Annotated in this window: 19 protein-coding genes and 1 pseudogene; 13 read left to right on the plus strand and 7 right to left on the minus strand. The window is 66.6% G+C overall.

The features are described from left to right. Positions 1 to 72 precede the first annotated feature (72 nt). The 7 genes from NWF22_RS12530 (at position 73) to NWF22_RS12560 (ending at position 8,964) form a co-directional block, all read left to right on the plus strand. Positions 73 to 1,878, plus strand: a complete 1,806-nt coding sequence (locus NWF22_RS12530) for a dynamin family protein (RefSeq protein WP_160901998.1) — start codon at positions 73 to 75, stop codon at positions 1,876 to 1,878. After that, the gene (locus tag NWF22_RS12535; protein WP_160901999.1) at positions 1,865 to 3,400 is read left to right on the plus strand and encodes a dynamin family protein; all 1,536 of its coding nucleotides are present in this window, start codon (positions 1,865 to 1,867) and stop codon (positions 3,398 to 3,400) included. Before NWF22_RS12530 ends, NWF22_RS12535 begins: the two co-directional genes overlap by 14 nt. Before the next feature lie 875 nt (positions 3,401 to 4,275). Next, positions 4,276 to 5,361 (plus strand): Re/Si-specific NAD(P)(+) transhydrogenase subunit alpha, encoded by a 1,086-nt coding sequence (locus tag NWF22_RS12540; protein ID WP_160902000.1) that lies wholly within the window; start codon positions 4,276 to 4,278, stop codon positions 5,359 to 5,361. After that, the gene (locus tag NWF22_RS12545) at positions 5,361 to 5,666 is read left to right on the plus strand and encodes an NAD(P) transhydrogenase subunit alpha part 2 (protein ID WP_160902001.1); all 306 of its coding nucleotides are present in this window, start codon (positions 5,361 to 5,363) and stop codon (positions 5,664 to 5,666) included. Before NWF22_RS12540 ends, NWF22_RS12545 begins: the two co-directional genes overlap by 1 nt. Further along, a complete protein-coding gene (locus NWF22_RS12550) occupies positions 5,663 to 7,192 on the plus strand; it encodes an NAD(P)(+) transhydrogenase (Re/Si-specific) subunit beta (RefSeq protein WP_160902002.1) in 1,530 nt (509 codons plus the stop codon). The genes NWF22_RS12545 and NWF22_RS12550 overlap by 4 nt, the downstream gene beginning before the upstream one ends. Before the next feature lie 153 nt (positions 7,193 to 7,345). Then, positions 7,346 to 7,777, plus strand: a complete 432-nt coding sequence (locus NWF22_RS12555; RefSeq protein ID WP_160902003.1) for a DoxX family protein — start codon at positions 7,346 to 7,348, stop codon at positions 7,775 to 7,777. Positions 7,778 to 7,968: 191 nt separating this feature from the next. After that, a complete protein-coding gene (locus NWF22_RS12560; RefSeq protein WP_373691886.1) occupies positions 7,969 to 8,964 on the plus strand; it encodes an ElyC/SanA/YdcF family protein in 996 nt (331 codons plus the stop codon). Between the two features lie 51 nt (positions 8,965 to 9,015). Here NWF22_RS12560 and NWF22_RS12565 read toward each other — a convergent pair whose 3' ends face one another. From NWF22_RS12565 to NWF22_RS12575, 3 genes and pseudogenes are all read right to left on the minus strand, one after another. Continuing rightward, complete coding sequence (locus NWF22_RS12565) at positions 9,016 to 9,774, minus strand: metallophosphoesterase (protein WP_160902004.1); 759 nt, start codon at positions 9,772 to 9,774, stop codon at positions 9,016 to 9,018. 133 nt (positions 9,775 to 9,907) lie between these two features. Beyond that, positions 9,908 to 10,643, minus strand: a pseudogene (locus NWF22_RS12570) (dienelactone hydrolase family protein). 16 nt (positions 10,644 to 10,659) lie between these two features. After that, positions 10,660 to 13,041, minus strand: coding sequence for an ATP-dependent DNA ligase (locus NWF22_RS12575; protein WP_160902005.1), 2,382 nt, complete (start codon positions 13,039 to 13,041; stop codon positions 10,660 to 10,662). Positions 13,042 to 13,112: 71 nt separating this feature from the next. Between NWF22_RS12575 and ku the strand changes: the two genes are divergently transcribed. Beyond that, entirely contained in the window at positions 13,113 to 14,087 is a 975-nt protein-coding gene (ku, locus tag NWF22_RS12580; protein WP_444881595.1) for a non-homologous end joining protein Ku, read from the plus strand. A gap of 43 nt (positions 14,088 to 14,130) precedes the next feature. Here ku and NWF22_RS12585 read toward each other — a convergent pair whose 3' ends face one another. Further along, positions 14,131 to 14,697, minus strand: a complete 567-nt coding sequence (locus NWF22_RS12585) for a DUF2231 domain-containing protein (RefSeq protein ID WP_233751056.1) — start codon at positions 14,695 to 14,697, stop codon at positions 14,131 to 14,133. 9 nt (positions 14,698 to 14,706) lie between these two features. Here NWF22_RS12585 and NWF22_RS12590 point away from each other — a divergent pair, with 9 nt between their 5' ends. Both NWF22_RS12590 and NWF22_RS12595 read left to right on the plus strand, forming a co-directional pair. After that, entirely contained in the window at positions 14,707 to 16,035 is a 1,329-nt protein-coding gene (locus NWF22_RS12590; RefSeq protein WP_258321131.1) for an MFS transporter, read from the plus strand. A 65-nt stretch (positions 16,036 to 16,100) separates the two neighbouring features. Next, entirely contained in the window at positions 16,101 to 16,760 is a 660-nt protein-coding gene (locus tag NWF22_RS12595; RefSeq protein WP_160902009.1) for a sulfite exporter TauE/SafE family protein, read from the plus strand. On the opposite strand, the gene NWF22_RS12600 is transcribed toward NWF22_RS12595, so the two are convergent. Further along, on the minus strand, positions 16,735 to 17,658 hold the full coding sequence (locus NWF22_RS12600; protein ID WP_160902010.1) for a LysR family transcriptional regulator ArgP: 924 nt from the start codon (positions 17,656 to 17,658) through the stop codon (positions 16,735 to 16,737). The genes NWF22_RS12595 and NWF22_RS12600 overlap by 26 nt on opposite strands. An 80-nt stretch (positions 17,659 to 17,738) precedes the next feature. On the opposite strand from NWF22_RS12600, the gene NWF22_RS12605 reads away from it, so the two are divergent. Further along, complete coding sequence (locus tag NWF22_RS12605; protein WP_160902011.1) at positions 17,739 to 18,359, plus strand: LysE/ArgO family amino acid transporter; 621 nt, start codon at positions 17,739 to 17,741, stop codon at positions 18,357 to 18,359. Between the two features lie 44 nt (positions 18,360 to 18,403). Here NWF22_RS12605 and NWF22_RS12610 read toward each other — a convergent pair whose 3' ends face one another. Beyond that, positions 18,404 to 20,641 carry an MMPL family transporter gene (locus NWF22_RS12610; RefSeq protein ID WP_160902012.1) on the minus strand — a complete coding sequence of 746 codons (2,238 nt, stop codon included), beginning with the start codon at positions 20,639 to 20,641 and terminating at the stop codon, positions 18,404 to 18,406. A 137-nt stretch (positions 20,642 to 20,778) separates the two neighbouring features. Here NWF22_RS12610 and NWF22_RS12615 point away from each other — a divergent pair, with 137 nt between their 5' ends. Further along, positions 20,779 to 22,083, plus strand: a complete 1,305-nt coding sequence (locus NWF22_RS12615; RefSeq protein ID WP_160902013.1) for an alpha-hydroxy-acid oxidizing protein — start codon at positions 20,779 to 20,781, stop codon at positions 22,081 to 22,083. 47 nt (positions 22,084 to 22,130) lie between these two features. Here NWF22_RS12615 and NWF22_RS12620 read toward each other — a convergent pair whose 3' ends face one another. Continuing rightward, positions 22,131 to 23,045: an oxygenase MpaB family protein gene (locus tag NWF22_RS12620; RefSeq protein ID WP_160902014.1), complete on the minus strand. Its 915-nt coding sequence runs from the start codon at positions 23,043 to 23,045 to the stop codon at positions 22,131 to 22,133. A 137-nt stretch (positions 23,046 to 23,182) separates the two neighbouring features. Between NWF22_RS12620 and NWF22_RS12625 the strand changes: the two genes are divergently transcribed. Beyond that, positions 23,183 to 23,851 (plus strand): TetR/AcrR family transcriptional regulator, encoded by a 669-nt coding sequence (locus tag NWF22_RS12625; RefSeq protein ID WP_160902015.1) that lies wholly within the window; start codon positions 23,183 to 23,185, stop codon positions 23,849 to 23,851. Positions 23,852 to 23,886: the final 35 nt, after the last annotated feature.

Consider the following 23,886-nt stretch of genomic DNA (forward strand, 5'->3'; position numbering starts at 1 on the left):
GACCGATGACGGCGGACACTCGGCCGTGACCCGACCGCCCCGAGAGCAATTCCATCGAATCGAGGTATTCCCGTGGACCCCAACGCATCCAAGGTGTGCGCCATCATCGACAGGCTGATCGCCGTCGGTGCGGACACCGGGCGCCACGACCTGGTCGCCCGGTTGCGGGCCGCGCGGGGACGGATCACCGATCCACGAGCTCGTGTGGTGGTGGTCGGTCAGCTCAAACAGGGTAAGAGTCAACTGATCAACGCGTTGCTCAATGTGCCCGTCTGTCGGGTCGGGGACGCCGAGACGACCACCACCATCACGACGATCGGGTACGCCGAACAGCCGTGCGCAGAGCTCGTGGTGGCCGACGCCGACGGGAACGAGCGAACCGTTGCGCTCACCATGGACGACATCACCCGCGACCTCTCCCACGCTCCCGAGGCCGACGGGGCACGGGTGCTGCGTGTCGACATCCGCGTTCCCAGCGCCCTGCTCCGGCGGGGACTGGTCCTGGTCGACACCCCCGGCGCCGGTGGTGTCGGAACGCCACACGCCGCCGCCACCCTCGGTCTGCTCGCGGCATCCAACGCGATCATCGTCGTGTCGGATGTCAGTCAGGAGTACACGGCACCGGAGATGACGTTCATCCGTCAGTCCACCGAGTTGTGCACCAATGCACTGTGCGCGGCCACCAAGACCGACCTGTACCCGATGTGGCGGGACGTCATCGCCGCAGACGTCACACATCTTCGCCGGGCCGGACTCGACATGGCGCCCTTGCCGGTGTCGTCGCTGCTCAGGTCGCATGCCATCCGCCTCGACGACAGAGAGCTGAACTCGGAATCCGGGTTCCCCGGCATCATCGAGTTCCTCGACAAGGAGGTGCTCGCCGACGCATCGGCGGAGATGCAGCGGTTCGTGATGAGTGAGATCCGGGCCATCGCCGAGCACCTCACCCTCACCATCGCGCCCGAGTTGGCCACGCTGCGAGATCCGGCGGCGCGCGAGGGTATCGTGGCCGAACTCGAGCGGGCGCGTCGCGAGGCCAAGGAGCTGTCCGCGCGAACCGCGCTGTGGCAGCAGGTACTCGCCGACGGCGTCGCCGACCTGTCTGCGGAATCCGACTACGACCTGCGCAACCGCACCCGCACTCTGGTCAAGGAATACGAGTCGACGATCGACGCCGGCGACCCCGCGACGGTCTGGCAGGCGCTCGGCGAGCAGCTCGAATCCGATGTGGCGGAAGCGGTCGGCGACAACTTCATCTGGGCGCACGAACAGTCGCTGGCGCTCGCCGAACGAGTGGCCGAGACGTTCGCCGACACGGGCGAGGTGGCGATACCCCGGCTGGATCTCGCCTCCGTCGGAGGCGGCCTCGCACCCGTCGACGGTCTCAGCGATCTGGAACAGGCGCCGTCGGGGACGGTGCACAAGCTCGTCACCGGCATGCGCGGGTCCTATGGCGGCATGATGATGTTCGGGATGATGTCGACCGTGGTCGGCATGGCGATGATCAACCCGTTCTCGATCGCGGCCGGCGTGCTGCTGGGCCGCAAGTCCTACAAAGAGGACAAGGAGATGCGACTCGCCCGTCGTCGCGCCGAGGCGAAGGCCGCGGTGCGCAAGTTCGTCGACGACGTGCTCTTCGAGGTCGGCCGCGAGTCACGCTTCCGGCTACGCACCGCCCAGCGCGTGCTGCGCGACCACTTCCGCGGTATCGCCGAACAGACCGCGCAGTCGCTCAGCGATTCCATCAAGGCGACCGAGGAGTCGGCGCGAGCCGAGATGGCCTCCCGGGAAGCACGACTGAAGGCTCTCACCGGCCACGAATCGTTTCTGTCCGAGGTGACCACCTGGGCGGCCGGGGGTGTCCGTGAACACGTGTGACCGGGTACAGCAGCTCGTGGCCACCGCTGCGCATGCCTACCGAACCGAACGGGCCGCGCCGGGTACAGATGTCGCAGCGGCGATCGATGAGCTGGATCGTTGCGCACGACGGCTCGGCGAACCACTGCGCATCGCGCTGGCCGGCACGTTGAAGGCAGGCAAATCGACGCTGCTCAACGCGTTGATCGGCGAGGAGCTCGCGCCCACCGACGCGACGGAGTGCACCAAGATGGTCACGTGGTTTCGTCATGGCACCGCGCCGGCGGTGCGGGCGTATCACCAGAACGGACTGAGCGCGCCGGTCCCGATCCAGCGAACCGACGGCCGCCTCGACTTCGATCTCGCTGCCCTCGATCCGGCGTCGATCGACCGGCTCGAAGTGCAGTGGCCGACCACCGAGCTCACGCGCTGCACCGTCATCGACACGCCGGGTACCGCCTCGCTGAATGCCGAGGTCTCCGAGCGCACGCTGCGTCTGCTGACTCCCGCCGACGGGGTGTCCGGGGCGGACGCCGTGGTGTATCTGATGCGCACGACCACGGCGAACGACGTCTCGACGTTGGCCGAACTGAGCCGTCAGGTCGGTGGACGGTCCGGGCCCCTCGGCGTGATCGGCGTGCTCTCGCGCGCCGACGAACTCGGGGTCGGCCGGATCGACGCGATGCTCTCGGCGAAGGAGATCGCGGCGCGCACCGCAGCCGACCTGTCGGCGTCGGGACTGTGTCAGGCCGTGGTGCCGGTCGCCGGACTCCTCGCGCTCACCGCACGGACCCTGCGCCAACGCGAGTATGTCGCGCTGGCCGCACTCGCCGCCGCGCCTGCCGAGGACCTGCAACTCGCGATGCTGTCGGCCGACCGCTTCGTCCGGGAGCAGAGCGTGCTGCCGATCGACCACGAGACCCGCGCGCATCTGCTCCGGCGCTTCGGCCTGTTCGGCATCCGGCTCGCGATCGCGTCGATCCAGGGCGGCGTCGGCGATTCGAGCTCGCTGGCCGACGAACTGCTGACCCGTAGCGGCCTCACCGAACTACGGTCGATCATCGATGTGCAATTCGGACAGCGCGCCGATCAGTTGAAAGTCCATTCCGCGCTCACCGACCTGCTCCGGATTCTCCGGCAGTACGAGATGCCGGCGACGATGCGACTCGCGGCCGATGTGCGGCGGATGCTCGGCGACGTCCACGGGTTCGAGGAAGTGCGACTGCTCGGCCTGCTGCGTTGTGAGCGAACGTCGTTGTCGGAGGGAGAGCTGGTAGACGCCACCCGGATCATCGGCGGATACGGCACCTCGCCCGACGACCGGTTGGGGCTCGACCCGTTCGAGACGATGACGACGGGCCGGTCGAGCGCGGTCGCCGCCGTGCAGCGGTGGCGTGGTCGAGCCGACCATCCGCTCAACGACGTGTTCACGACGCGCGTGTGCCGGGCAGCAGCGCGCAGCGCGGAGGGCATCATCGCCGACATGGACATGGCGGCGCGTCGCGCCGGCCGCGACCGAACGGTCCGGCATCCGCAGCGGTGATGACGCTCCGGCGGCAAGGGGGCACGCTGCGACGACGCCGACATATGTAACACCGTCTGGACACATGTCCATTTCCCATAGAACGTGTTCCGTCAAGGGTTGAGTGACCAATCCGACTGACCGAACGCGCGCGCGTGACCTCGTGCTACCCGAGTTGGCTCACGTTGGTGTCCAACCCCGTGAAACGTCTGCCCAAGTCGGTGAGAGTGGGTCGACGGGGTGGCGGCGGCTGTCCCAGATGACGCCGGAGCGCTGCGCCATCGCCGATGGTGTCGTGCCGGCGCGCTGACGTGTCATCTGGGTCGGCCGTATCGACCGGGTCGGCGGTATTCCGTTGGCCGGCGTGGCCGCGGCGAGGTCTGGTTGTAAATTCCGTTGCAGCACAACACCGGTCGGTATCCGCGTTGGGCTGCCGGGCGGCAATGACCGCTGCCGTGGGGTTGTCGATGTCGGATCTTGCGCTCGGCTCCGGGTGGCCCGGATCGGGTTGGTGTCCACCGGGCACTGTAGCGACCCAGGTCACCGCCGTGCGGGCCGCAGAATCCGGAGATCTGAGCCAACACGGGTCCGGAACCCGCAGCGGTGATGACGCTCCGGCGGCGGCAAGGGGGCACGCTGCGACGACGCCGACATATGTAACACCGTCTGGACATATGTCCATTTCCCATAGAACGTGTTCCGTCAAGGGTTGAGTGACCAATCCGACTGACCGAACGCGCGCGCGTGACCTCATGCTATGTTCGTCGCACGTTTTTGTGAGCCGGGTGACAATGCACTGCCTCCCGGCACATCGCAACCGCGATCCGAATGCGATGGGGCGACCGCGGGGTTCGGTCAGCCAAGTGCGTACCTGACCAGAACTAAGGGTGAGAACTATGAGTGTGGGTGTCGTGCGCGAGTCCGCCGCGGGCGAGCGCCGAGTGGCGTTGGTCCCCAAGGTGGTGGCCTCGCTGGTCGGAAAGGGTGTCCCGGTGATCGTCGAATCGGGTGCCGGTCTGGGGGCATTGATCCCCGACGAACACTATGCCGAGGCCGGTGCCACGATCGGTGATCCGTATTCGGCCGACGTGGTGGTGCGGGTAGCGCCGCCGACCGACGACGAGATCGGCAGACTGCGCAGCGGCCAGAAGCTGATCGGCTTCCTGGCTCCACGCAACGCCGACAATCAGATCGCAGCGTTGAAGTCCGCGGGTGTCGAGGCATATGCGGTGGAGGCGATCCCGCGAATCTCCCGCGCCCAGGTGATGGATGCGTTGAGTTCGCAGGCGAACGTGTCGGGCTACAAGTCCGTCGTCGTGGCCGCGGATCTGTCGACCCGGTTCTTCCCGATGCTCACCACGGCGGCGGGCACGGTCAAGCCCGCAACGGTGCTGGTGCTCGGAGTCGGTGTGGCGGGCCTGCAGGCGCTGGCCACCGGCAAGCGGCTCGGCGGGCGGACCACCGGGTACGACGTGCGGCCCGAGGTGGCCGAGCAGGTGCGGTCGGTGGGCGCGCAGTGGCTGGACCTGGGCATCGACGCCGCCGGTGAGGGTGGGTACGCCCGCGAACTCACCGACGAGGAGCGCGCGAAACAGCAGCAGGCGCTCGAGGACGCGATCAAGGGCTTCGACGTGGTCATCACGACCGCGCTGGTGCCGGGACGTCCCGCGCCGCGCCTGGTCACCGCCGCCGCCGTGGAGGGTATGAAGCCCGGCAGCGTCGTCATCGACCTCGCCGGGGAGACCGGCGGCAACTGCGAGCTCACCGAGCCCGGACAGACCGTCGTGAAGCACGACGTCACCATCAGCTCGCCGCTCAACCTGCCGGCGACGATGCCCGAACATGCCAGCGAGCTGTACTCGAAGAACCTGTTCGCGCTCATCGAGTTGATGCTCGACGACAACGGTGCGATCGCACCGGATTTCGACGACGAGGTGATCGCGGCCGCCTGCGTGACCCGCGAGAAGGAGGCGGTTGGCTGATGTACACCGGTCTGCTGGCGAACATCGCGATCCTGGTGCTGGCCGGGTTCGTGGGCTTCGCCGTCATCTCCAAGGTCCCGAACACACTGCACACCCCGCTGATGTCGGGCACCAACGCCATCCACGGCATCGTCGTGCTCGGTGCACTGGTGGTGCTGGGCAAGCTTCCGGCCGACGCCAACTGGGGTATCCGCATCATCGCCTTCGTCGCGCTGGTGTTCGGCACACTCAACGTGATCGGCGGATTCGCGGTCACCGACCGCATGCTCGGCATGTTCAAGGGTAAGAAGGAGGCGGCCAAGTGACCGCGGACCTGCTGTTGGCGGCCGACGCCCACACGCCGAGCCAGGGCATCTCGTACCTGGTGATGGCGCTCTACATCGTTTCGTTCTCCCTGTTCATCTACGGCCTGATGGGTCTGACCGGGCCGAAGACCGCGGTGCGCGGCAACTGGATCGCTGCGGGCGGTATGGCCCTCGCCGTGGCCGCGACGCTGCTCTACGTCTACAACGCCGGCGCGATCGGCGACGACGGGCACTCCACCGTCGGGGTGCCCGCGATCAACTGGATCCTGATCGTCGTCGGCCTGGTGGTCGGTGTGGCACTGGGTATCCCGCCCGCACTCAAGACCAAGATGACCGCGATGCCGCAGCTGGTGGCGCTGTTCAACGGCGTCGGCGGCGGTACCGTCGCGCTGATCGCGTGGGCGGAATTCCTGGAGACGTCGGGCTTCGCCGAATTCCACAACACCGAACCGGCCTCGCCGTTGGTGATCGGTTCGCTGATCGCCGCGATCATCGGTTCGATCTCCTTCTGGGGTTCGCTGGTGGCCTTCTCGAAGCTGCAGGAGATCCTGCCCAAGGGGCTGGAGAAGGTCTTCGTCGGCAATGCGCGGCTGTTCCAGCTGGCCAACATCGTGCTGTTCGTGGTCTCGCTGGGTATCGCCATCTATCTCGGTGTGGACGCCGCCAACGGGGGCGGGGCCAGTGGGTGGTGGATGGTCGGCCTGCTGGTCGCGGCCGGTGTGATGGGTCTGTTCGTGGTGTTCCCGATCGGTGGCGCCGACATGCCGGTGGTCATCTCGCTGCTGAACGCGATGACCGGTCTGTCCGCGGCGGCCGCGGGTATCGCGCTGGACAACACCGCACTGATCGTGGCCGGCATGATCGTCGGCGCCTCGGGTTCGATCCTGACCAACCTGATGGCCAAGGCGATGAACCGTTCGATCCCGGCCATCGTGTTCGGCTCCTTCGGTGGTGGTGACGCCGCCGGCGGTGGACCCGCCGGGGCTGCCGGCGGCACCGTGAAGGCCACCTCGGCCGCTGACGCCGCGATCCAGATGGCCTACGCCAACCAGGTCATCGTGGTGCCCGGCTACGGCCTGGCCGTCGCGCAGGCCCAGCACGCCGTCAAGGAGATGGCCGCCCTGCTCGAGGAGAAGGGGGTCGAGGTCAAGTACGCGATCCATCCGGTCGCCGGCCGCATGCCGGGCCACATGAACGTGCTGCTGGCCGAGGCCGACGTCGAATACGACGCGATGAAGGAGATGGACGACATCAACGGTGAGTTCAACCGCACCGATGTCGCGATCGTCATCGGCGCCAACGACGTCACCAACCCGGCCGCCCGCAACGACCCGGGCTCGCCGATCCACGGCATGCCGATCCTCAACGTCGACGAGGCGCGGTCCACCATCGTGCTCAAGCGGTCGATGAGTTCGGGCTACGCCGGCATCGAGAACCCGCTGTTCTTCGCCGACGCCACCTCGATGCTCTTCGGCGACGCGAAGAAGAGCGTCGACAGCGTCATCGAGGAGCTCAAGGCGCTGTAGGCTTTCGGTTCTTCCCCCGGGTATCGCTTCTTCGGCTGACTGCAGTCGACCGAAGAAACAACACCCGGGGGAAGAGTCGGACGGTGGGCGATGAGTTTCTCCGCAAGCGGTGGTCTATCCCGGCAGAACCACCACACCCAACCGGAGGACATCATGACCACCACATCAGACATCACCGACACATCGACAGACGTGCAATCGGGTACTCGAAACTGGCGCCACACAACTGGAGTCGTCATCAGCGTTCTGCTCGGCGCATTTCTGGTCTTCGACGTGTTCGGGAAGCTGACGCGGCCCGAAGCGGTCGTCGAGGGCACCGCCGAACTCGGCTTCCCGATCGACCAGACCTACGTGATGGGCACCGTGTTGCTGATCTGCCTTGTGGTGTGGGCGATTCCGCGGACTGCTGTGCTCGGGGCGGTCGGACTCACCGCCTACCTCGGTGGTGCGGTCACCGCCAACATGCGCATCGAGTCCCCATTGCTCGACCACACCCTCTTCCCGGTGTACTTCGGCGTCCTGATCTGGGTCGGCCTGGTCTTGCGACGCCCGGAACTGTTGAAGGTGGCCGGTATCCGACGGTGAACCAGTCACTCACTCGTTCCCGCCCCACGTCTGAGGGGACGGGAACGAGTGCGTGAGCGACATCGGTGGCGGTGTTATCGAGTTGGGATCAGACAGGTGCGGCGTCGTTGCCGGCCAGACCTACTGTTACGCAAGTGACGGGTGTGACAAAAGTGAAGCGATGTCGACGGGTGGTCGCGGTCGGTGCTGTGGTGAGTGCGGCGATCGGCGGTCTGGTCGTCGGTGTGCTGCCCTTCGATCATGCCGCCGGGGTCGACGTTCGGCCCGCGGTGACCGCCGTCGATCCCTCCACCTTCTACAACTCTGCGCAGCAGAAGTTCGCCGCCGGCGACGTGACCGGTGGGCTGCAGTCGCTGAAGGAGATGCTCGCCGTTGTTCCGGTCGACCCGTATGCGCTCGCCCTGCAGGCGATCTGGTCGGCGCAAGCCGATGATGAGGCCGCCAGTCAGGCTGCCCTGACCCGGCTGAACGGGATCAACCGGACGTTGCACACCACCGCCCGCGACATCATCTCCGGCGTCGATGCTGCCGCGCAGATCGTTCCGGACACGTCGCCCAAGAGTGTCTCCGGCCGCACGGCGATCGTCATCCTCGGCTACGGGCTCAACGGCAACGGCAAGATGGCGCCGGAGCTCGTCCGCCGGGTGACCGCGGGGCAGGCGCAGGCAGAAACCACAACGGGGGCACCGATAGTGGTGGCCGGTGGGGCACCCAAGAAGGGGATCACCGAGGCGGCCGCCATGAAGAAATGGTTGGTGGCCAACGGTGTCGACGCGGCGCGGATCACCGAGGAGGGCCGCTCCGGATCGACGGTGGCCAACGCGCAGAACACCGCCGAGATCCTGCGCGGCAAGGGCATCAGCGAGATCATCCTGATCACCTCGCCCAACCACATCCGGCGTGCCGCGGCCGATTTCGCCGCCGTCGGGCTGCGCGCCGTCGCCACGGTCACCACGGCGACCGAGTTGAGCAAATACGCCCAACCCCTGACCCTCGATCAGCAGAAGGGGATTCGGCTCGAGGCGACGCGTGCGGCCGAGATCCCGGCGACGCGCGCGGCCGGCCTGCCGTTACCCGACAACCTGCCCGACACCGGCCCGGGCCTGATCACCGAGTTCGGTGGGAAGCTACTGGAGTCGCTGCTCGACGCAGGGTCGTCGGCGATCGATTCGCTGCCCGCCGAGTGAGGTGGACGTGCCGGTTTCCGGGACGTTCGCCGCACTCGTCAACCTCGATGCCTAGAACATCACCGCACGATAGTGCGTGATCATCCGCCATGCGTCGCGACCGTCGTCGAGTCCGTGCAGGAAATGGAAGGCGAGGCCCGGTGGCTGACCGCGGTTGATTATCTCCGTGCCCTCGAACGGCAGATTCAGTGTGGACGCGACGCCCGGTGCGATCGCCAACGGCCTGCCGGCAAAGGTGGTGACCGCCGGGGTGTGTGCGTGCCCGCACACGAATCCGACGATGTTCGGGTGTTCGGTGACCAGCGCGGCGAGCCGCTCCTCGCCGGTCTGGCGGATCGAGTCCATGAAGTACATGCCCAACGTCACGGGCGGGTGATGGAAGGCGACCAGCACCGGCACCGTTGGTCCGGCATGCGTGATCTGTTCCGACATCCAGCGAAGTGTCTCGTCGGAGAGGTGGCCGTCATTGCGGCCGGGAATGGAACTGTCGCAGACGACGAAAAGAACTCCGTCGATGAGCTCGGCCCGGTTGACCGGCGCACTGCTCTCCATGCCGAGCAATGCCGCATTGAAGTGTGCGCGATGGTCGTGGTTGCCGGCCGTGATCAGCATGGGCAACGGGCTGTAGAGGGTGCCGTAGGCCTCCCGGTATTCCGCCTCGCTGCCCTCGTCGGTGATGTCGCCGGTCACCAGCAGCGCGTTGATGCCTTTCGCGCGGGCATGAATGTAGTCGAGCGTCGCTTCGATCCGGCTGCGGTTGTACCGCGTGCCGTTGAAATGAAGGTCGCTGATGTGGGCGACGACGAACACACACGCTCCTTGCTCCCTGACTCATCCGAGGCTAGTCAAGAGTCGTCGGCACGGCGCGACGAGGCGTGCAATTCGGCCCGATTCGTTGGCGGCAGCGGTGCCTGCAGCGCCGGTGAGCGGCCACGTCGGCACGTCAGCGAAGCGTGCGAGTGAACAGCTCGTGGAGTCGCTCGAAGTGCTCCTCGGCCGCTTCCGGGTGATACACGGCCGTGTCGGCCATGGTGAACCCGTGGTGGGCGCCGGCATGAACCCATGCCGAATGGCTCACCCCGCTCGAGGTGAGTGCGTGCTCGAACGTGGCGACGGCCATCGGCGGCGTGAATCGCCAACACATCGGCACGAACTTTCGGGAGCAGGTGATGCGGGCTGTCCGGGTCGTCGGTGACCAGCCCGCCGATGTGAAACATACCGATCGCGCCGACCGCATCGGGACGGGTGGCCGCGGCCAACAACGCCAGGCGACCGCCCATGCAGTAGCCGGTGACACCGATGTCGCTGTGCCGGACGTCGTCGCGCCCGCGCAGGGCGTCGATGTAGGCCGACAGGTCTCGCTCGGCGAGGTCGGCCGTGAGAGCCTTCACCCGAGACATCGCCTCGGACATGAACGTCGCACGATTCTCCGGTTCGGTCAGATCGCCGATGGGTTCCAACGAAGGAGCGGTCCCGTCGCGGTAGAAGACATTGGGCACCAGCACGACGTAGCCCCAGGACGCGATCCGGTCGGCCATGGTCTTCGTCTGCGGACGTAGGCCGATCGCGTCGACGATGAACAGCACACCGGGCATCGGGCCGGGCACGTCGTCGGGTGTGGTCACATAGGCGTCGGCCACACCGTCGGGAGTGTTGATGGCGATGAGTTCGTCGGACATGGGTCCTCCCTTCTCCTCAGAGGTCGCCGGGCAGTTTGTCCCGGCGGATACCGCGCCAGCTGGGATGGCGTAGGTGGCCGGTGGTGGTCCAGTCCATGAACCGCACCTCGCCGACTATCTTGGGCAGTACCCAGACCGCGCTCGAGGAAACCGGCCGGTCGAGTTTGTCCACGAACGGGCTGCGCTTGATCCGCAGCGGTTCGAGTTCTTCGGCCAGCGCTCGCAATTGGGCGTCGGTGAACCCTGTGCCGACGCGACCGACGTAGCGCAGGCCGGTGTCCTCGGGCAACCCCAGCAACAACGATCCGATCGTGTGCGCCCGGTTGCCGCGCCCCGGCCGGTATCCGCCCACCACCACCTCGATGTCGCTCCAGTTCTTGTGCTTGAGCCACTGGGACGTTCGACGCCCCTGCTGATAGGTCGACGACCGCCGCTTCGCGACGACACCTTCGTAGCCCTGTGCGCGGCTCTCCTCGAGGGCGGCACGGCCGGGCCCGGGTAGCAGTGCCGGAACCTCGGCAAAGGCCGAATGGGCAAAGGCCGGCGCGAGTTCGTCGAGTAGTTCACGTCGCTGCGACCACGGGCGCCGCAGCAGCGAGGTGCCGTTGAGATAGAGGATGTCGAAGATGTAGAACTTCAGCGTCAAGTCCTCCTCGGTGTTGTTTCGGGCCGACAGCAGGGTGAAATTGGTGCGACCGCTGGCGTCGAGGGCCACCACCTCGCCGTCGAGAACCACGTCGAGGAGACCCAGATCGTCGGCGATGGACCGCAGTTCGGGGAAGTCGGCGGTCATGTCGATGCCCGAGCGGGAGGTGAGGCGGAAGTCTCCGTCGATGTAGCGCAACAGGATTCGGTAGCCGTCCCACTTGCCCTCGAACGCCCAATCGCGCCCGTCGAGGTTCTCGATGGATTCGTCGGTGGCCAGCATGGGACGCGGGTCGCGCAGGCTGTCGGGCAGGATGGGCCGCGGTTCGTCGCTCATCAGATGGGCGAGCCAGTTCTTGTCGCCGGTCTTGATCAGCGCGTAGCGGCCCTGGATGCGTTCGCCGTGCAACCGGACGATGACCTCGTTGTCGCGCCACTTCTCGGTCTCGTAGGTGCCGCGATCCCAGATCTCCACATGTCCGCCGCCGTATTCACCTGCCGGAATGTCGCCTTCGAAGTCGGCGTAGTCCATCGGATGGTCTTCGGTGTGCACGGCCAGCCGGTTCTGTCCGGGATCGTCGGGCAGGTTCTTCGGCACCGCCCAGGACACCAGCACACCGTCGCGCTCGAGCCGGAAGTCGTAGTGCAGTCGTCGGGCGTGGTGTTCCTGGATGACGAATATCGGGTTGCCGGCGGTGTCGTCCGACCCTGTGCGCTCACGATGTGCGTCGTCGCCGAACGGTTCGGGGGTCTTGGACTCATCGCGCTTGCGGCGGTATTCGCCGAGGTTGACGACCGGGTTCGGTGCGGGCCTGTTCGAGGTGGCCTCGATCAGTTCCTGAGCGGTTGGTGGGACCTCCTCATTCGCCGGGGCGAGATCGTGCGGCTCATCGAGGTCGGCGAGGAGGTCACCGTCGGACTCGACGCGCTCGAGGACTTCGTCGAACAACAGCTGGGCGAGGTCGGGATCGGCGAGTTCGCCCCAGGAGCGCGGCGCGGCCACCCACGGCTGCTCGCGACCGCGCATCGAATACGGCGCGAGGGTCGTCTTCGATCCGCTGTTCTGACTCCAGTCGATGAACACCTTCCGGTCGCGGACCGACTTCGCCATGGTCGCGGTGATGTCGTCGGGGTGGGCGGCCGCCAGGCTGGTGGCGATCTGCTTGGCCACGGTGCGGGCGGCCTCGGGGGAGACGGGCCGGTCGAAACGTGCGTACAGATGCATCCCCTTGCCGCCACTGGTCACCGGGAAGGCGGTCAGACCGGCCGCGGCGAGCATGTCGCGGATCATCAGCGCGACCTCGGCACACTGCGTCAGCGGAACCCCCGGCCCGGGGTCGAGGTCGAGCACGAGGCGGTCGGCCTTGGGCGCCGCCCCGTCGGCCGGCACCCGCCACTGCGGGGTGTGCAGTTCCAGCGCGGCCATCTGGCCGAACCACACCAGGTCGGCGCGTGACGTGGCGAGCGGGTAGGTGATGACGCGTGTGCTGTGTTGCTCGCCGAACCGGGCGAGCCAGTCCGGCGCCGACGACGGCAGGTCCTTCTCGAAGAACGGCATCGACTCGACACCGTTGGGCCAGCGTTTCCGGGTGATCGGGCGACCGGCGAGGTGGGGCAACATCACCTCGGCGATTCGCGAATAGTAGTCGATGACCTCGAACTTCCGGGTCCCGGTGGTCGGGTAGAGCACCTTGTCGAGATTGGTGATGGGGATACGCCGGCCATCGACGTCGAGGCTCTCTCCACCGGCCATGACGTCTATTGTCCACACCCGAGTCGGCGTCGGGGCCGAGGATTGCGCGGACGGGTGGCACAATGGGGCCCATGCGCTCGATCTGGAAGGGCGACCTCAGCTTTGGCCTGGTCAACGTGCCGGTCAAGGTGTACTCCGCCACGGAAAGCCACGACCGCAAGTCGTACCAGGTCGATTCCAAAGACGGCACGCGGATTCGCTACCGCCGGGTCCGGGAGGGCACCGACACCGAGGTCGACTACTCCGACATCGCCAACGCCTACGAGACCGATTCCGGCGAGACGGTCATCCTCACCAAAGAGGACCTCGCGACGCTGCCGGTGCAGAAGAGTCCGGAGATCTCGATCCTGGAGTTCGTGCCGACCGAACAGGTCGACCCGATCTACTTCGACAAGCCCTATTACCTCGAGCCGTCGTCGAAATCGCCGAAGGCGTATGCATTGCTCGCGCAGGCGCTGCAGAAGACCGATCGGTTGGCCATCGCCCAGTTCACCCTGCGCAACCGCACGCGGTTGGCCGCCTTACGCGTGGTGGACGGCGTGATGACGCTGCAGACGCTGCTGTGGCCCGACGAGGTGCGTGCCGCCGACTTCCCGTTCCTCGAGGAAGACACCGAGATCCGGCCGCAGGAGCTCGACATGGCGTCGTCGTTGATCGAGACCATGGCCAAGGACTTCGACCCGTCGGAGTTCGAGGACCGCTACCAGAACGAACTGTCGAAGTTGGTGGCCGCCAAGGCCGATGGTGCCGAGGCGTTCCCGGAGAGTGACGAGGAGCCCGAGGCCGACGAGGACTCCGAGGTGGCCGATCTGCTCGCCGCGCTGCGAGCATCGGTGAAGGACAATGGGCCCGCCGACGAGAAATCCGGCGGTGCGGAATCGACCGCGAAGAAGGCTCCGCCGAAGAAGGCCGCAGCGAAGAAGGCGCCGGCCAAAAAGGCCGCGGCCAAGAAGACCCCGCAGAAGTCGACGGCAGCGAAATCGACGGAGAAGAAGTCCACGGCCAAGAAGACCAGCGCGAAGAAGACCGCCAAGAAATCGGCGTGAAAGGGGTTGCAGCCCCAGTCGTCGAGCGCGGTTGAAGTAGCCGCTATTCCCACACCGCCCGGGCGCCGCTGTCGCCGATGCGGTAGACCATCACGACCGATCCGATGGCGACGGCCACAATGGCCACGCCGATCACGATGTCGACCACGCGCCGGGTTCGCCCGGTCAGCGACGGCAGCCGCGATCCGATCGCAGCAACGACCCGTTCGTTGTGCAGCGCCCACCACACCACGGTGAGCCCGAACAGGGGCCCCGACCAATAGATCATCTGCGCACCGAGATCGGCATGTTGCTCGATGAATGGGGGGTTGCCCATCTGCTCCTGAAGGGCTTCGCCGGCGCCCGTGGTGATCGGAATCGCGATCAGCGTGGCGAGCGCGAAGAGTGGCACCAGGACTCCCAATCGACGTTGCGCGACCGGCCACAGCACGACAGCGATGGCCATGACTGCGGTCAGCGGGACGAAGACAACCGGTATGTGCACGAGAAGCGGATGAGCGGGCAATCCGTTGAATGTATCCACATCTGTGAACGTAGCGATCCTCTGTTGAGGAAGCGTGACATCATCGTGAAAGAAAATCATTGGCCGCGTGACCTGCGCATCCGGCAAGCTGAACGGGTGAGTACGTCGACCAGCAAGTTCCTGCCCGCAGCGCTGAAGCCTTTTGCGCTGCGGCAGTACCGGCTGCTCGCGGCCGGTCTGGTGCTGGCGATGTTCGCCGACGGTGTGTGGACGGTCGGGGTGGTGTGGCAGGTCATCGCGCTCGGTGGCGGGCCCGGTCTCCTCGCCGTGGTGACCGGTGTCGCCGCAGCGGGCATGGTGGGTTCGACACTGGCCGGAGGTGTGCTCGCCGATCGGGTGTCGCAGCGCCGCATCATGATCGGTCTGGAAATCGCCAAGATGATCGCGTTCGCGGTCGTCGGTGTGGCCGCGTTGGCCGGTGTCCTCGACTACCCCCTGCTGGTGGCCGCGGCGCTGGTCGGAGGCGTCACCACCGGGATGTACTACCCGGCCTACTCGGCGTTGCTGCCGAGTGTGGTGGAAGCGGCACAGCTGCAGGCTGCCAATGGAATCGAAGGTTTCCTGCGCCCGGTGGTGTTCCAGGCCGCCGGTCCGATGGTGGCCGGCGGGGTCATCGCGATGGCCTCCCCGGCGACGGCCATCGTGCTGGCGGGTATGGCAAGTGCGGCGTCGGCGCTGGTCTACGGGGGCATGCGACCGGTGCCCGTGCGGCGTGACCTCGCCATCGGATCGGGTCATCCGATCCGATCGGTGATCTCGGATCTGGCCGAGGGATTCGGGTACATGTGGCGCACACCGTGGCTGTGGGCGACGTTGTTCTTCGCCTGCGTCCTGGTACTGGTCGTGATGGGGCCGATCGAGGTGCTGGTGCCGTTCGCACTGCGCGCGGCCGGCGGCGGTGCCGGCGACCACGCACTCGTGCTGGCGGGCTTCGGGATCGGTGCGGCCTCGGCATCACTGGTGTTCGCGTCGATCCCCATGCCGCGCCGCTATCTGACGGTGATGTTCGGGATCTGGGGTGTCTCGAGCCTGCCGTTGGTGATCATGGGCATCGCCGAACACACCTGGTTGTTCGTGGTCGCCGGCTTCCTGATGGGTGTGCTGTTCGACGGACCGATGGTGTTGTGGGGCACCCTGTTACAGCGGCGGGTGCCGCCCGCGCTGCTCGGACGCGTGGCGAGTCTCGACTTCTTCGTCTCGGTCGCGCTCATGCCGGTGTCGATGGCGCTGGCCGCGCCGGTGAGCCAGGCGATAGGTCTCACCGCCACCTTCGTGCTGGCCGGATTGCTGCCGGTCCCGGTAGCGGGCGCCTTCTACGTCGCCGCGCGGCTGTGGCGCGATGAGGCCGAGCATCCGCTCCGGATCGAGGTGACCGATGTGCCTGCGGTGCCGGCCACGGCTCACGAGGCCGGACATACCCCATAGGGTATTGTGTCGAGAGGTTGGATCGGCACTGCACCCGAGGGGAAACGAGGGCTGACGCTCGTGGCGTGGACATCGTGTTGAGTTCGATCGCCGGACTGGCGATCGGTGCCCTGCTGGGACTGCTGGGTGGTGGTGGTTCCATCCTCGCCGTGCCCGCACTGGTCTATGGGGTGGGTGAGCCTCTCTCGCATGCGGTGCCCACCGCGCTGCTGGTGATCGCAGTGTCGTCGGCGGTGGCTGTGCTGCCGAGAGTGCGGGCCCGACAGGTCAACTGGCGCCTCGCCGGCATCTTCGCGGCCGTCGGCATCCCGGCAACGCTGGCGGGCAGCGTGCTCGGCGGCCGCCTTCCGGAACCGGTGGTCATGATGGTGTTCGCCGCGGTCATGGCGGTCGCGGCGGTACGCATGCTGCGTGACGTCGGTGCCACGGGCACCGCGTGCGCGATCGACGAATCGGGCATCGACTGGCGTCGCTGTGCCTCGCGATCGACCCCGGTCGCCGCGGCGGTCGGGGTGCTCACCGGGATGCTCGGCGTCGGGGGCGGTTTCCTCATCATCCCGGCGCTGGTGATGGCGTTGGGGGTCGAGATGTCGGTCGCCATTGGCACCTTGTTGCTGATCATCGTCGGCACCCGTCTCCGGACCGAGCGCCTGCAGAGGTGGTTCGCCTATCTGGTGCTCGCCGTCGCGGCGTTCGTGGTCATCGAGACGATCGTGGTGCGCTGACCGGTACCAAGTGCTCGGCTGCGGCGGTCACCGTCAGTTCGGTGAGGGCGTCGAGGATCGGCGAACTGAGCTTCCAGTACTGCCAGAACAGCGGGACGTCGACGTGGTCGTCGACAACTCGTGTGACGCGGCCTGCGCGAAGGGCGTCGGCGATCTGCACCTCGGGTACGGCACCCCAGCCGATACCGAGTTCCACGGCCCGATGGAACTCGACCGACGACGGGATGTAGCTGATCGGCGGCGAGACCGGGCCGTCGGCCAAGCGGGTCAGCACGTCGCGCTGGATGTAGTCATTGCGATCGAACAGCACCATCGGTGCCTGCGCCAATGCTTCCGAGGATGGTCCCCGCGGCATCCACCGCGCGACGAAATCCGGTGTCGCGACGGGCAGATAGCGCATCGCGCCGAGCGGGTGGATGGTGCAGCCACGGATGCCGAGCGGGTCGGAGGTGATGGCACCCAGCACTTCTCCGGATCGCAGGAACCGACTGTTCTGACTCTCGTCGTCGCGGAGCACCTCGATGGCCACCGGATGCTCGGCGTGCATCGTGGCGATCACCGGCAGAAACCAGGTGGCCAGCGAATCGGCGTTGGCTGCGATGGGCAGATGGATGCGGGGCCGACCGGGGTCGGCGGGATCGCCGCCGAGCAATTCCGCGCGCGCTTCGGCCGCCAGTAGGTCCCACTGTTTGGCGAGTCGGACGAGGGCCTCCCCGTCTGGCGTGGCGGTGGCGGGTTTCGTTCGCCGCACCACGACCCGACCCACCGACATCTCCAACGCCTTGATCCGCTGACTGACGGCCGACGGAGTGATGTGCAGGGCCCGGGCTGCTCCGTCGAAGGTGCCCTCCCGCAGCACTGCTGCGAGCGTCTGTACGCCCTCCTGGCTGATCTCCACAGTCACATCGTAAGTTCAACTCATGATTCATGAAAAACATTCGCTGGACTGTTCTATCCGCTGTTTCTAGCGTCGTTGCCATGACCACCTTCGTCCTCGCCGCCGTCGCCGGCCTGCTCACCGGTGCCGGCCTGATCATCGCGATCGGCCCGCAGAATGTGTTCGTCCTCCGGCAAGGAGTCGCGCGAGCCCATGTGGTGCCGGTGGTGGTGGTGTGTGCGGTCTCCGACGTCGTGCTGATCATCGCGGGCGTGGCCGGCCTGGGCGCCCTGGTGGCCGCTCACCCGTCGGTGGTGACCATCGCCAAGATCTTCGGCGGCGGCTACGTCATCGTGCTCGGAGTGCTGGCGGCCCGGCGGTGTCTGCGCAGTTCCGAGGCGATCGTCGCCAATGCCGGTGAGGCCGCGACCGTGAGCCGCTGGGCCGCCATCGGCATGACCCTCGCCCTGACCTGGCTCAACCCGCACGTCTACCTCGACACCGTGCTCACCATGGGTGCGATCGCGAACAGCCACGGGAATGCGAAGTGGGCGTTCGCGATTGGGGCGTGCCTGGCCAGCCTGCTGTGGTTCGCGACGTTGGGCGGTGGCGCCACCCGGCTGTCGCGGTTCTTCGCCTCACCGCGGTCGTGGCGCATGCTCGATGTCGTCGTCGCGGTGGTGATGCTCGCGATGGGGGTGATGCTGTTGGTGTCGGTGTAGGACGCCGGCACGAACCGAAGCGCAGTGCGCGCCGCGAGTCGGTCTCACACCTTCGCCGGCTCCGGCTCCCACAGATCCGGATCTACCTGAGTCTCCAGCGGGATCTCCCGGATCGCGGTGCCCTCGACGTCGACGTTGGGCAGGATCTTGTCGAGCCAGCCGGGCAACTTCCACGCGGTGTCGCCGAGCAGGGTGATCACCGCCGGCACCACGATCATCCGGATGATGAACGCGTCGAAGAACACCGCGGCGGCCAACGCGAAGCCCATCATCTTGGCGATGGTGTCGGGGGCGAGCATGAACGCCGCGAACACCGAGATCATGATGACCGCGGCCGAGGCCACCACGCGGGCGCCGTGCTGATAGCCGATGATCACCGAGTCCTTGGCCGACATCCCGTGCACATACTCCTCGCGCATACGGGTCACCAGGAACACCTGGTAGTCCATCGCCAATCCGAACACCACGCCCACCAGGAAGATCGGCAGGAACGAGATGATCGGCTTGGTGTGATCGATGATCCCGAAGTCGCCCTCCTGGAAGATCGCCACGGTCGCACCGAAGGTGGCGCACACCGAGAACAGGAAGCCAACCGTCGCGATCAACGGCACCAGCAGCGATCGGAAAACGACCGTCAGGATGATGAACGCCAAGCCCACGACGACGATCAGGAACGGGATCAGTGCCGAGCTGAGCTTGTCGGAGATGTCGGACATGATCGCCGTCTGACCGCCGACGTTGACCGTCGCGCCGTCCGGATCGGTCGCGGCGAAGTCCCGGATCTGCTCCATCAGCTCATGGGTGGCGGGCCCGCTGGGTGACTGTTCCGGCGTCACAGAGATCAACGCGGCGGTGGCACCCGACTGGGTGTTCGCCGGATTCTGGCCGTTGCCGATCCAGGTGATCTGCGCCGGGTTGGCGACGTTGTCGAGCGTCTTCACATGGGCCACGACATCACCGGCGGCCGTGGCCACATCGCCCTCGGCGTCGCTGACCGTCACCAGGAGGGGGCCGTTGATGCCTTCGCCGAATCCGCGTTGCAGCAACTGAGTGGCCTCGTACTCGCTGTCGGTGGTGGACTCCATGCCCAGTTCCATCTTCGTCATCGGGATGGCGGCGATGGCCAGCAGCACCAGCCCGATGATGGCGACCGGCAGCGGGTAGCGGGTGATGAATCGGGCTGCGCGCAGACCATTGGACGGTTGCGAATCGGGCTCGTCGCCGTGCCGGATGCCGGGAATCCGGGGCTTGAACGCGAACCGCCCGAACGCTCCGAGCAGTGCCGGGATGAGCGTGATTGCGCCGAGGACCGCGATGAACACCGCCACCGCAGCCGCCACACCCATCTGGGTGATGAACGGGATGCCGACGACGCCGAGTGCGGCGACGGCCACCATCACCGTCAGGCCGGCAAATACCACCGCCGATCCGGCCGTGCCGACGGCTCGCCCGACCGCTGCCTCCAGGTTGGCGTCGAGGTTCAACTCGGAGCGATACCGCGACACGATGAACAGGGCGTAGTCGATGGAGACCGCGATGCCCAGCATCGTGATGATCGTGGTGGCGCTCTGCTGCAGGTTGATGATCTCGGCGCTCAAGGTGACCAGCAGCATGGTGATGCCGACACCCAGAATGCCCGTGACGATCGGGATGAACGCGGCGATCAGCGCACCGAACGCGACGATCATGATGATGAACGCCACCGCGAAACCGAGCAGCTCTGAGGTTCCGCCGGCCTCGAAGACCTGCATCAGTGATCCGGTGCCCTCCACCTGCAGGCCGTCGCCCCGGTGTTCGGCGAGCAGCTCCTTGAACTGTTCCATGTCCGCGGGCGTGAGGTCCTGCATGGGGATGTTCTGGCTGATCTGGATCAAGCCGACTTTGCCGTCATCGCCGAGGACCGCGGCCGCCATGGCGGGATTCTGTTCGGCAGCCGTGACCGGGTTGACGACGGTCTGCGGGTCGATCACCTCGGGTAGGTCGCGTGCGTCGGCCACCAGCGCGTCGATCTGTTGCATGTGGTTGGCCAGGCCGTCGTCGGCGGCGACGAGGATGCTGGTCGTCGCCTCGAGTTGGCGTTCGTTGATGGCGGGGAAGTTCTCCTGCATCACCGTCATCGCCTGATCGGAGTCGGTGCCGGGCAGTTCGAAATCGGTGGCGAACTTCGGTTGGACCGCGCCGACGATCGCGCCGAGTGCGATCAGCACAGCGAGCCAGGCGCCGATCACCGACCACTTGTGTCGGAACGTGAACCGGCCGAGCCGGTACAACCACAACGCCACGGTCAGAACCTCCCCTTGGATGTGACGGCCAGGGTAGTCGGCGGAGCGGACACGGCGATGTGACCACGGGCACAGCAGGGCGGAGCCCGATTCCTATGATGAGTTCATGATCGTCGCCATTCGTCAGGAGTGCCACCGTGAGCGATGAGACCGCCACGCCGACCAGTGCCGGGCGGACCCGACAGAACGAGATCTACACCGAGGGGATCCACGGTCGTGGGCCCCGAGTGCCGACCGATCACGCCGAGCTCGAGCGCCGGGCGCGGCGGGTGATGTCGAAGCGGGCGTGGGCCTATATCGCCGGGGGAGCCGGCGAGGGGTCGACGATGGCGAGCAACCGGGCGGCACTGGACCGGTGGGCGATCGTGCCGCGGGTGCTGCGTGACGTGTCGTCGCGCTCGTTGGAAACGGAGTTGTTCGGTCGGACGCTGCCGGCGCCGGTGCTGTTCTCCCCGGTGGGGGCGGGCGCGCTCGCGGCTCGCGACGCCGACATGCACATCGGCCACGCAGCCGCCGAACTCGGTGTTCCCTACATCTTCTCCAACCAGGGCTGTGCACCCATGGAGCAGGTCGCCGCCGAGATGGATCGGGTGCGTCCCGGCGCGCCGCGCTGGTTTCAGCTGTACTGGTCGACCGACGACGACCTGGTGGACAGTCTGCTGGGCCGCGCGGAGAGGATGCGCGCCGACGCCGTCGCGGTCACTCTCGACACGACCATGCTGGGCTGGCGGCCGCAGGACCTGAACATCGGGTCGCTGCCGTTCGCGCGTGGGGAGGGGATCGATCAGTACACCTCGGATCGGCGGTTCAGAGAGATCGTCGCCGAACGCGTCAAGGCGGCCGTTGCGGCGGAGCGGCCAGAGATCTCGCTGGGGGCGATCAAGACGTTGGTCTCGATCGCGCGAAACTCGCCGGGAGGGCTGCTGAAGAATCTGACGGCGCCCGAGCCGAGGGTGGCGGTGCAGACCTTCCTCGACATCTATTCGCGGCCGTCGCTGAATTGGGACGACATCGCCGGGTTGCGGGAGCGGACATCGCTGCCGATCGTGCTCAAAGGCGTGCTGCACCCCGACGATGCGCGCCAGGCGATCGACGTCGGCGTGGACGGCATCATCGTGTCGAATCACGGCGGTCGGCAGGTCGACGGAGCCATCGGGTCGATCGACGCGCTCGTCGCGATCGCCCCCGTCGTGGACGGACGGATCAAGGTGCTGGTCGACTCCGGCATTCACACCGGCGCCGACGTGTTCAAGGCGCTCGCGCTCGGTGCGGACGCGGCCTGTATCGGCCGCCCGCATATGTACGGGCTGGCGCTCGCCGGTGCCGACGGTGCGCGTGATGTGGTCGCCAACATCATCGCCGAACTCGACCTCACCCTCGGCCTCTCCGGCCACACGTCGGTCACCGACGTCACCCGCGAAGCCCTACAGCAGATTTCGTAGTACGAACCCGCGAAATTTCGCGGGTTCGTACTACGAAATCGCGGGGGTCAGATCAACGGCCGGCCGGTGCGGATACGCCAGCGGACATCCCACAGGAAGAAGTTGAAGGGGAACTCGCGCAGCACCTTCGGCAGGTGGTCGGTGATCGCCTTGGCGACCTTGTTGTGCGCGTTGAAAACGCGGCGCTGCCACGGCTTGAACTCGAGGCCCATCTTGTCGCGGAAGTTCTCCGGCAGGAAGCCCGTCGTCAGCAGTTCGAACCACCAGCCGACCAGGAAGCTGAACCACCGCGGCATGAACTCGGCGCGCACGATCGACATGAGATGCTCCCGGATGACGGGATCGATCTCGAAGGTGTCGACGGTCTCGTTCCAGTAGGTCTCGAAATCGGCGCGGGTGGCCGGCCACATCTCGCGCGGAACCTGCAGCGTGGTGCCCAGTACGGCGCCGTTCTGATAGGCCTCCTCGGTGATCTCCGCGGGATCGCCGTAGATGTGCTGCATGTCCTCCCACCCCTTGTAGAGGCAGGCGGCAACCCAGAGCTGCAGCTTCGGGTCGAAGGCGTTGTACTTCACCGGGCTGTCATCCGTCGACCGGACCTGCGCGTGGGCCTTGCCGACGGCCTTGCGATACAGGCGACGATCCTTGGGGGTGCCCATCGCGGCGACGGAGAGGTACGACAGCGTGGTCCGGGTGCGCTTGATGGGATGCTTGAACAGGTTGCCGCTGTCGACGCGGCTCTCGTAGACGCCGTATCCGACCGCGGGCATCGCGAGCTGCATGATCACGTTGGCAGGTCCGGCGAGCGCCGAGATGCCCTTCATCTCGATTTCCCGGGCGGGCAGCGCGTCGAGCTCTCCCCGGGTCATCCGCGCCTGCGGCGGGATGTACTCGGTGTCCGGCTCGGTCGCGGCGAATGCGTCCGGTAGGTCGATTTCTTCGACGATCGGTTCGGTGCTCATTGAAGACCCCCTGTTCGAGCAGCCATCTGACTACATGTGTTGTCTTTTTCATTGAACGTTGGCACCATGGCCGCTGTCAAGGGTGAAGTCTGCCAAGGCGGGTGCTCGGTCGGGGTGTCCGGTGTCAAGATGGACAGATGGCCAGGACGCCCAGTGGGACGACGAAAGCTGCCGACAGCAGCGCCGGCGAGAATCTGCGCGCCTACGGCGGCGAGGACGGCGGCATCCGGGTGGCGCGGAGGCGTGCCACCCTCATCGATGCCGCGTTGGAGTTGCTCGGTGCCTCCGACGGCGGTTCCATCACGGTCCGCGGGGTGTGCCGGGAGGCCGGCCTCACCACGCGCTACTTCTACGAGAGCTTCGATTCGGTCGAGGCGTTGGTGAGTGCGACATTCGACGGTGTCATCGGTGAGATCGCCGATCTCGGTCTGGCGGCCTTCGACTCCGGCGACGACGTGGAGGCCAAGGTTCGCGGAGCTGTGGGCGCCGTGGTGGCGGTGATCGACGAGGACCGACGCAAGGGGCGGCTGTTGTTCTCCCAGGCATTGCTGAGTCCGACCATTGCACGCAAGCGGATGGAATCGACGGAGATCTTTGCCGCACTCACCGTGCAGTCGGCGGCGGGTGTGGTCACGTTCAAATCGCGACCGAGGGGAATGGCGGCCGCGCACTTCCAGGTGGGTGGCCTGGGGCGGGTGCTGGCGGCCTGGCTGGACGGTCATCTGGAGTTGGATCGCGACGGGATCGTCGACGTCGGCGTGGGCTTGATGATGGCGTTGGCCGACGGCGTCGCGCGCTTCGATTAGTGCCGGATGCGGGCCGCCGAGTCGGCTGCGACTAT

It is taken from the genome of Gordonia mangrovi, from assembly GCF_024734075.1.
Taxonomy (GTDB): domain Bacteria; phylum Actinomycetota; class Actinomycetes; order Mycobacteriales; family Mycobacteriaceae; genus Gordonia; species Gordonia mangrovi.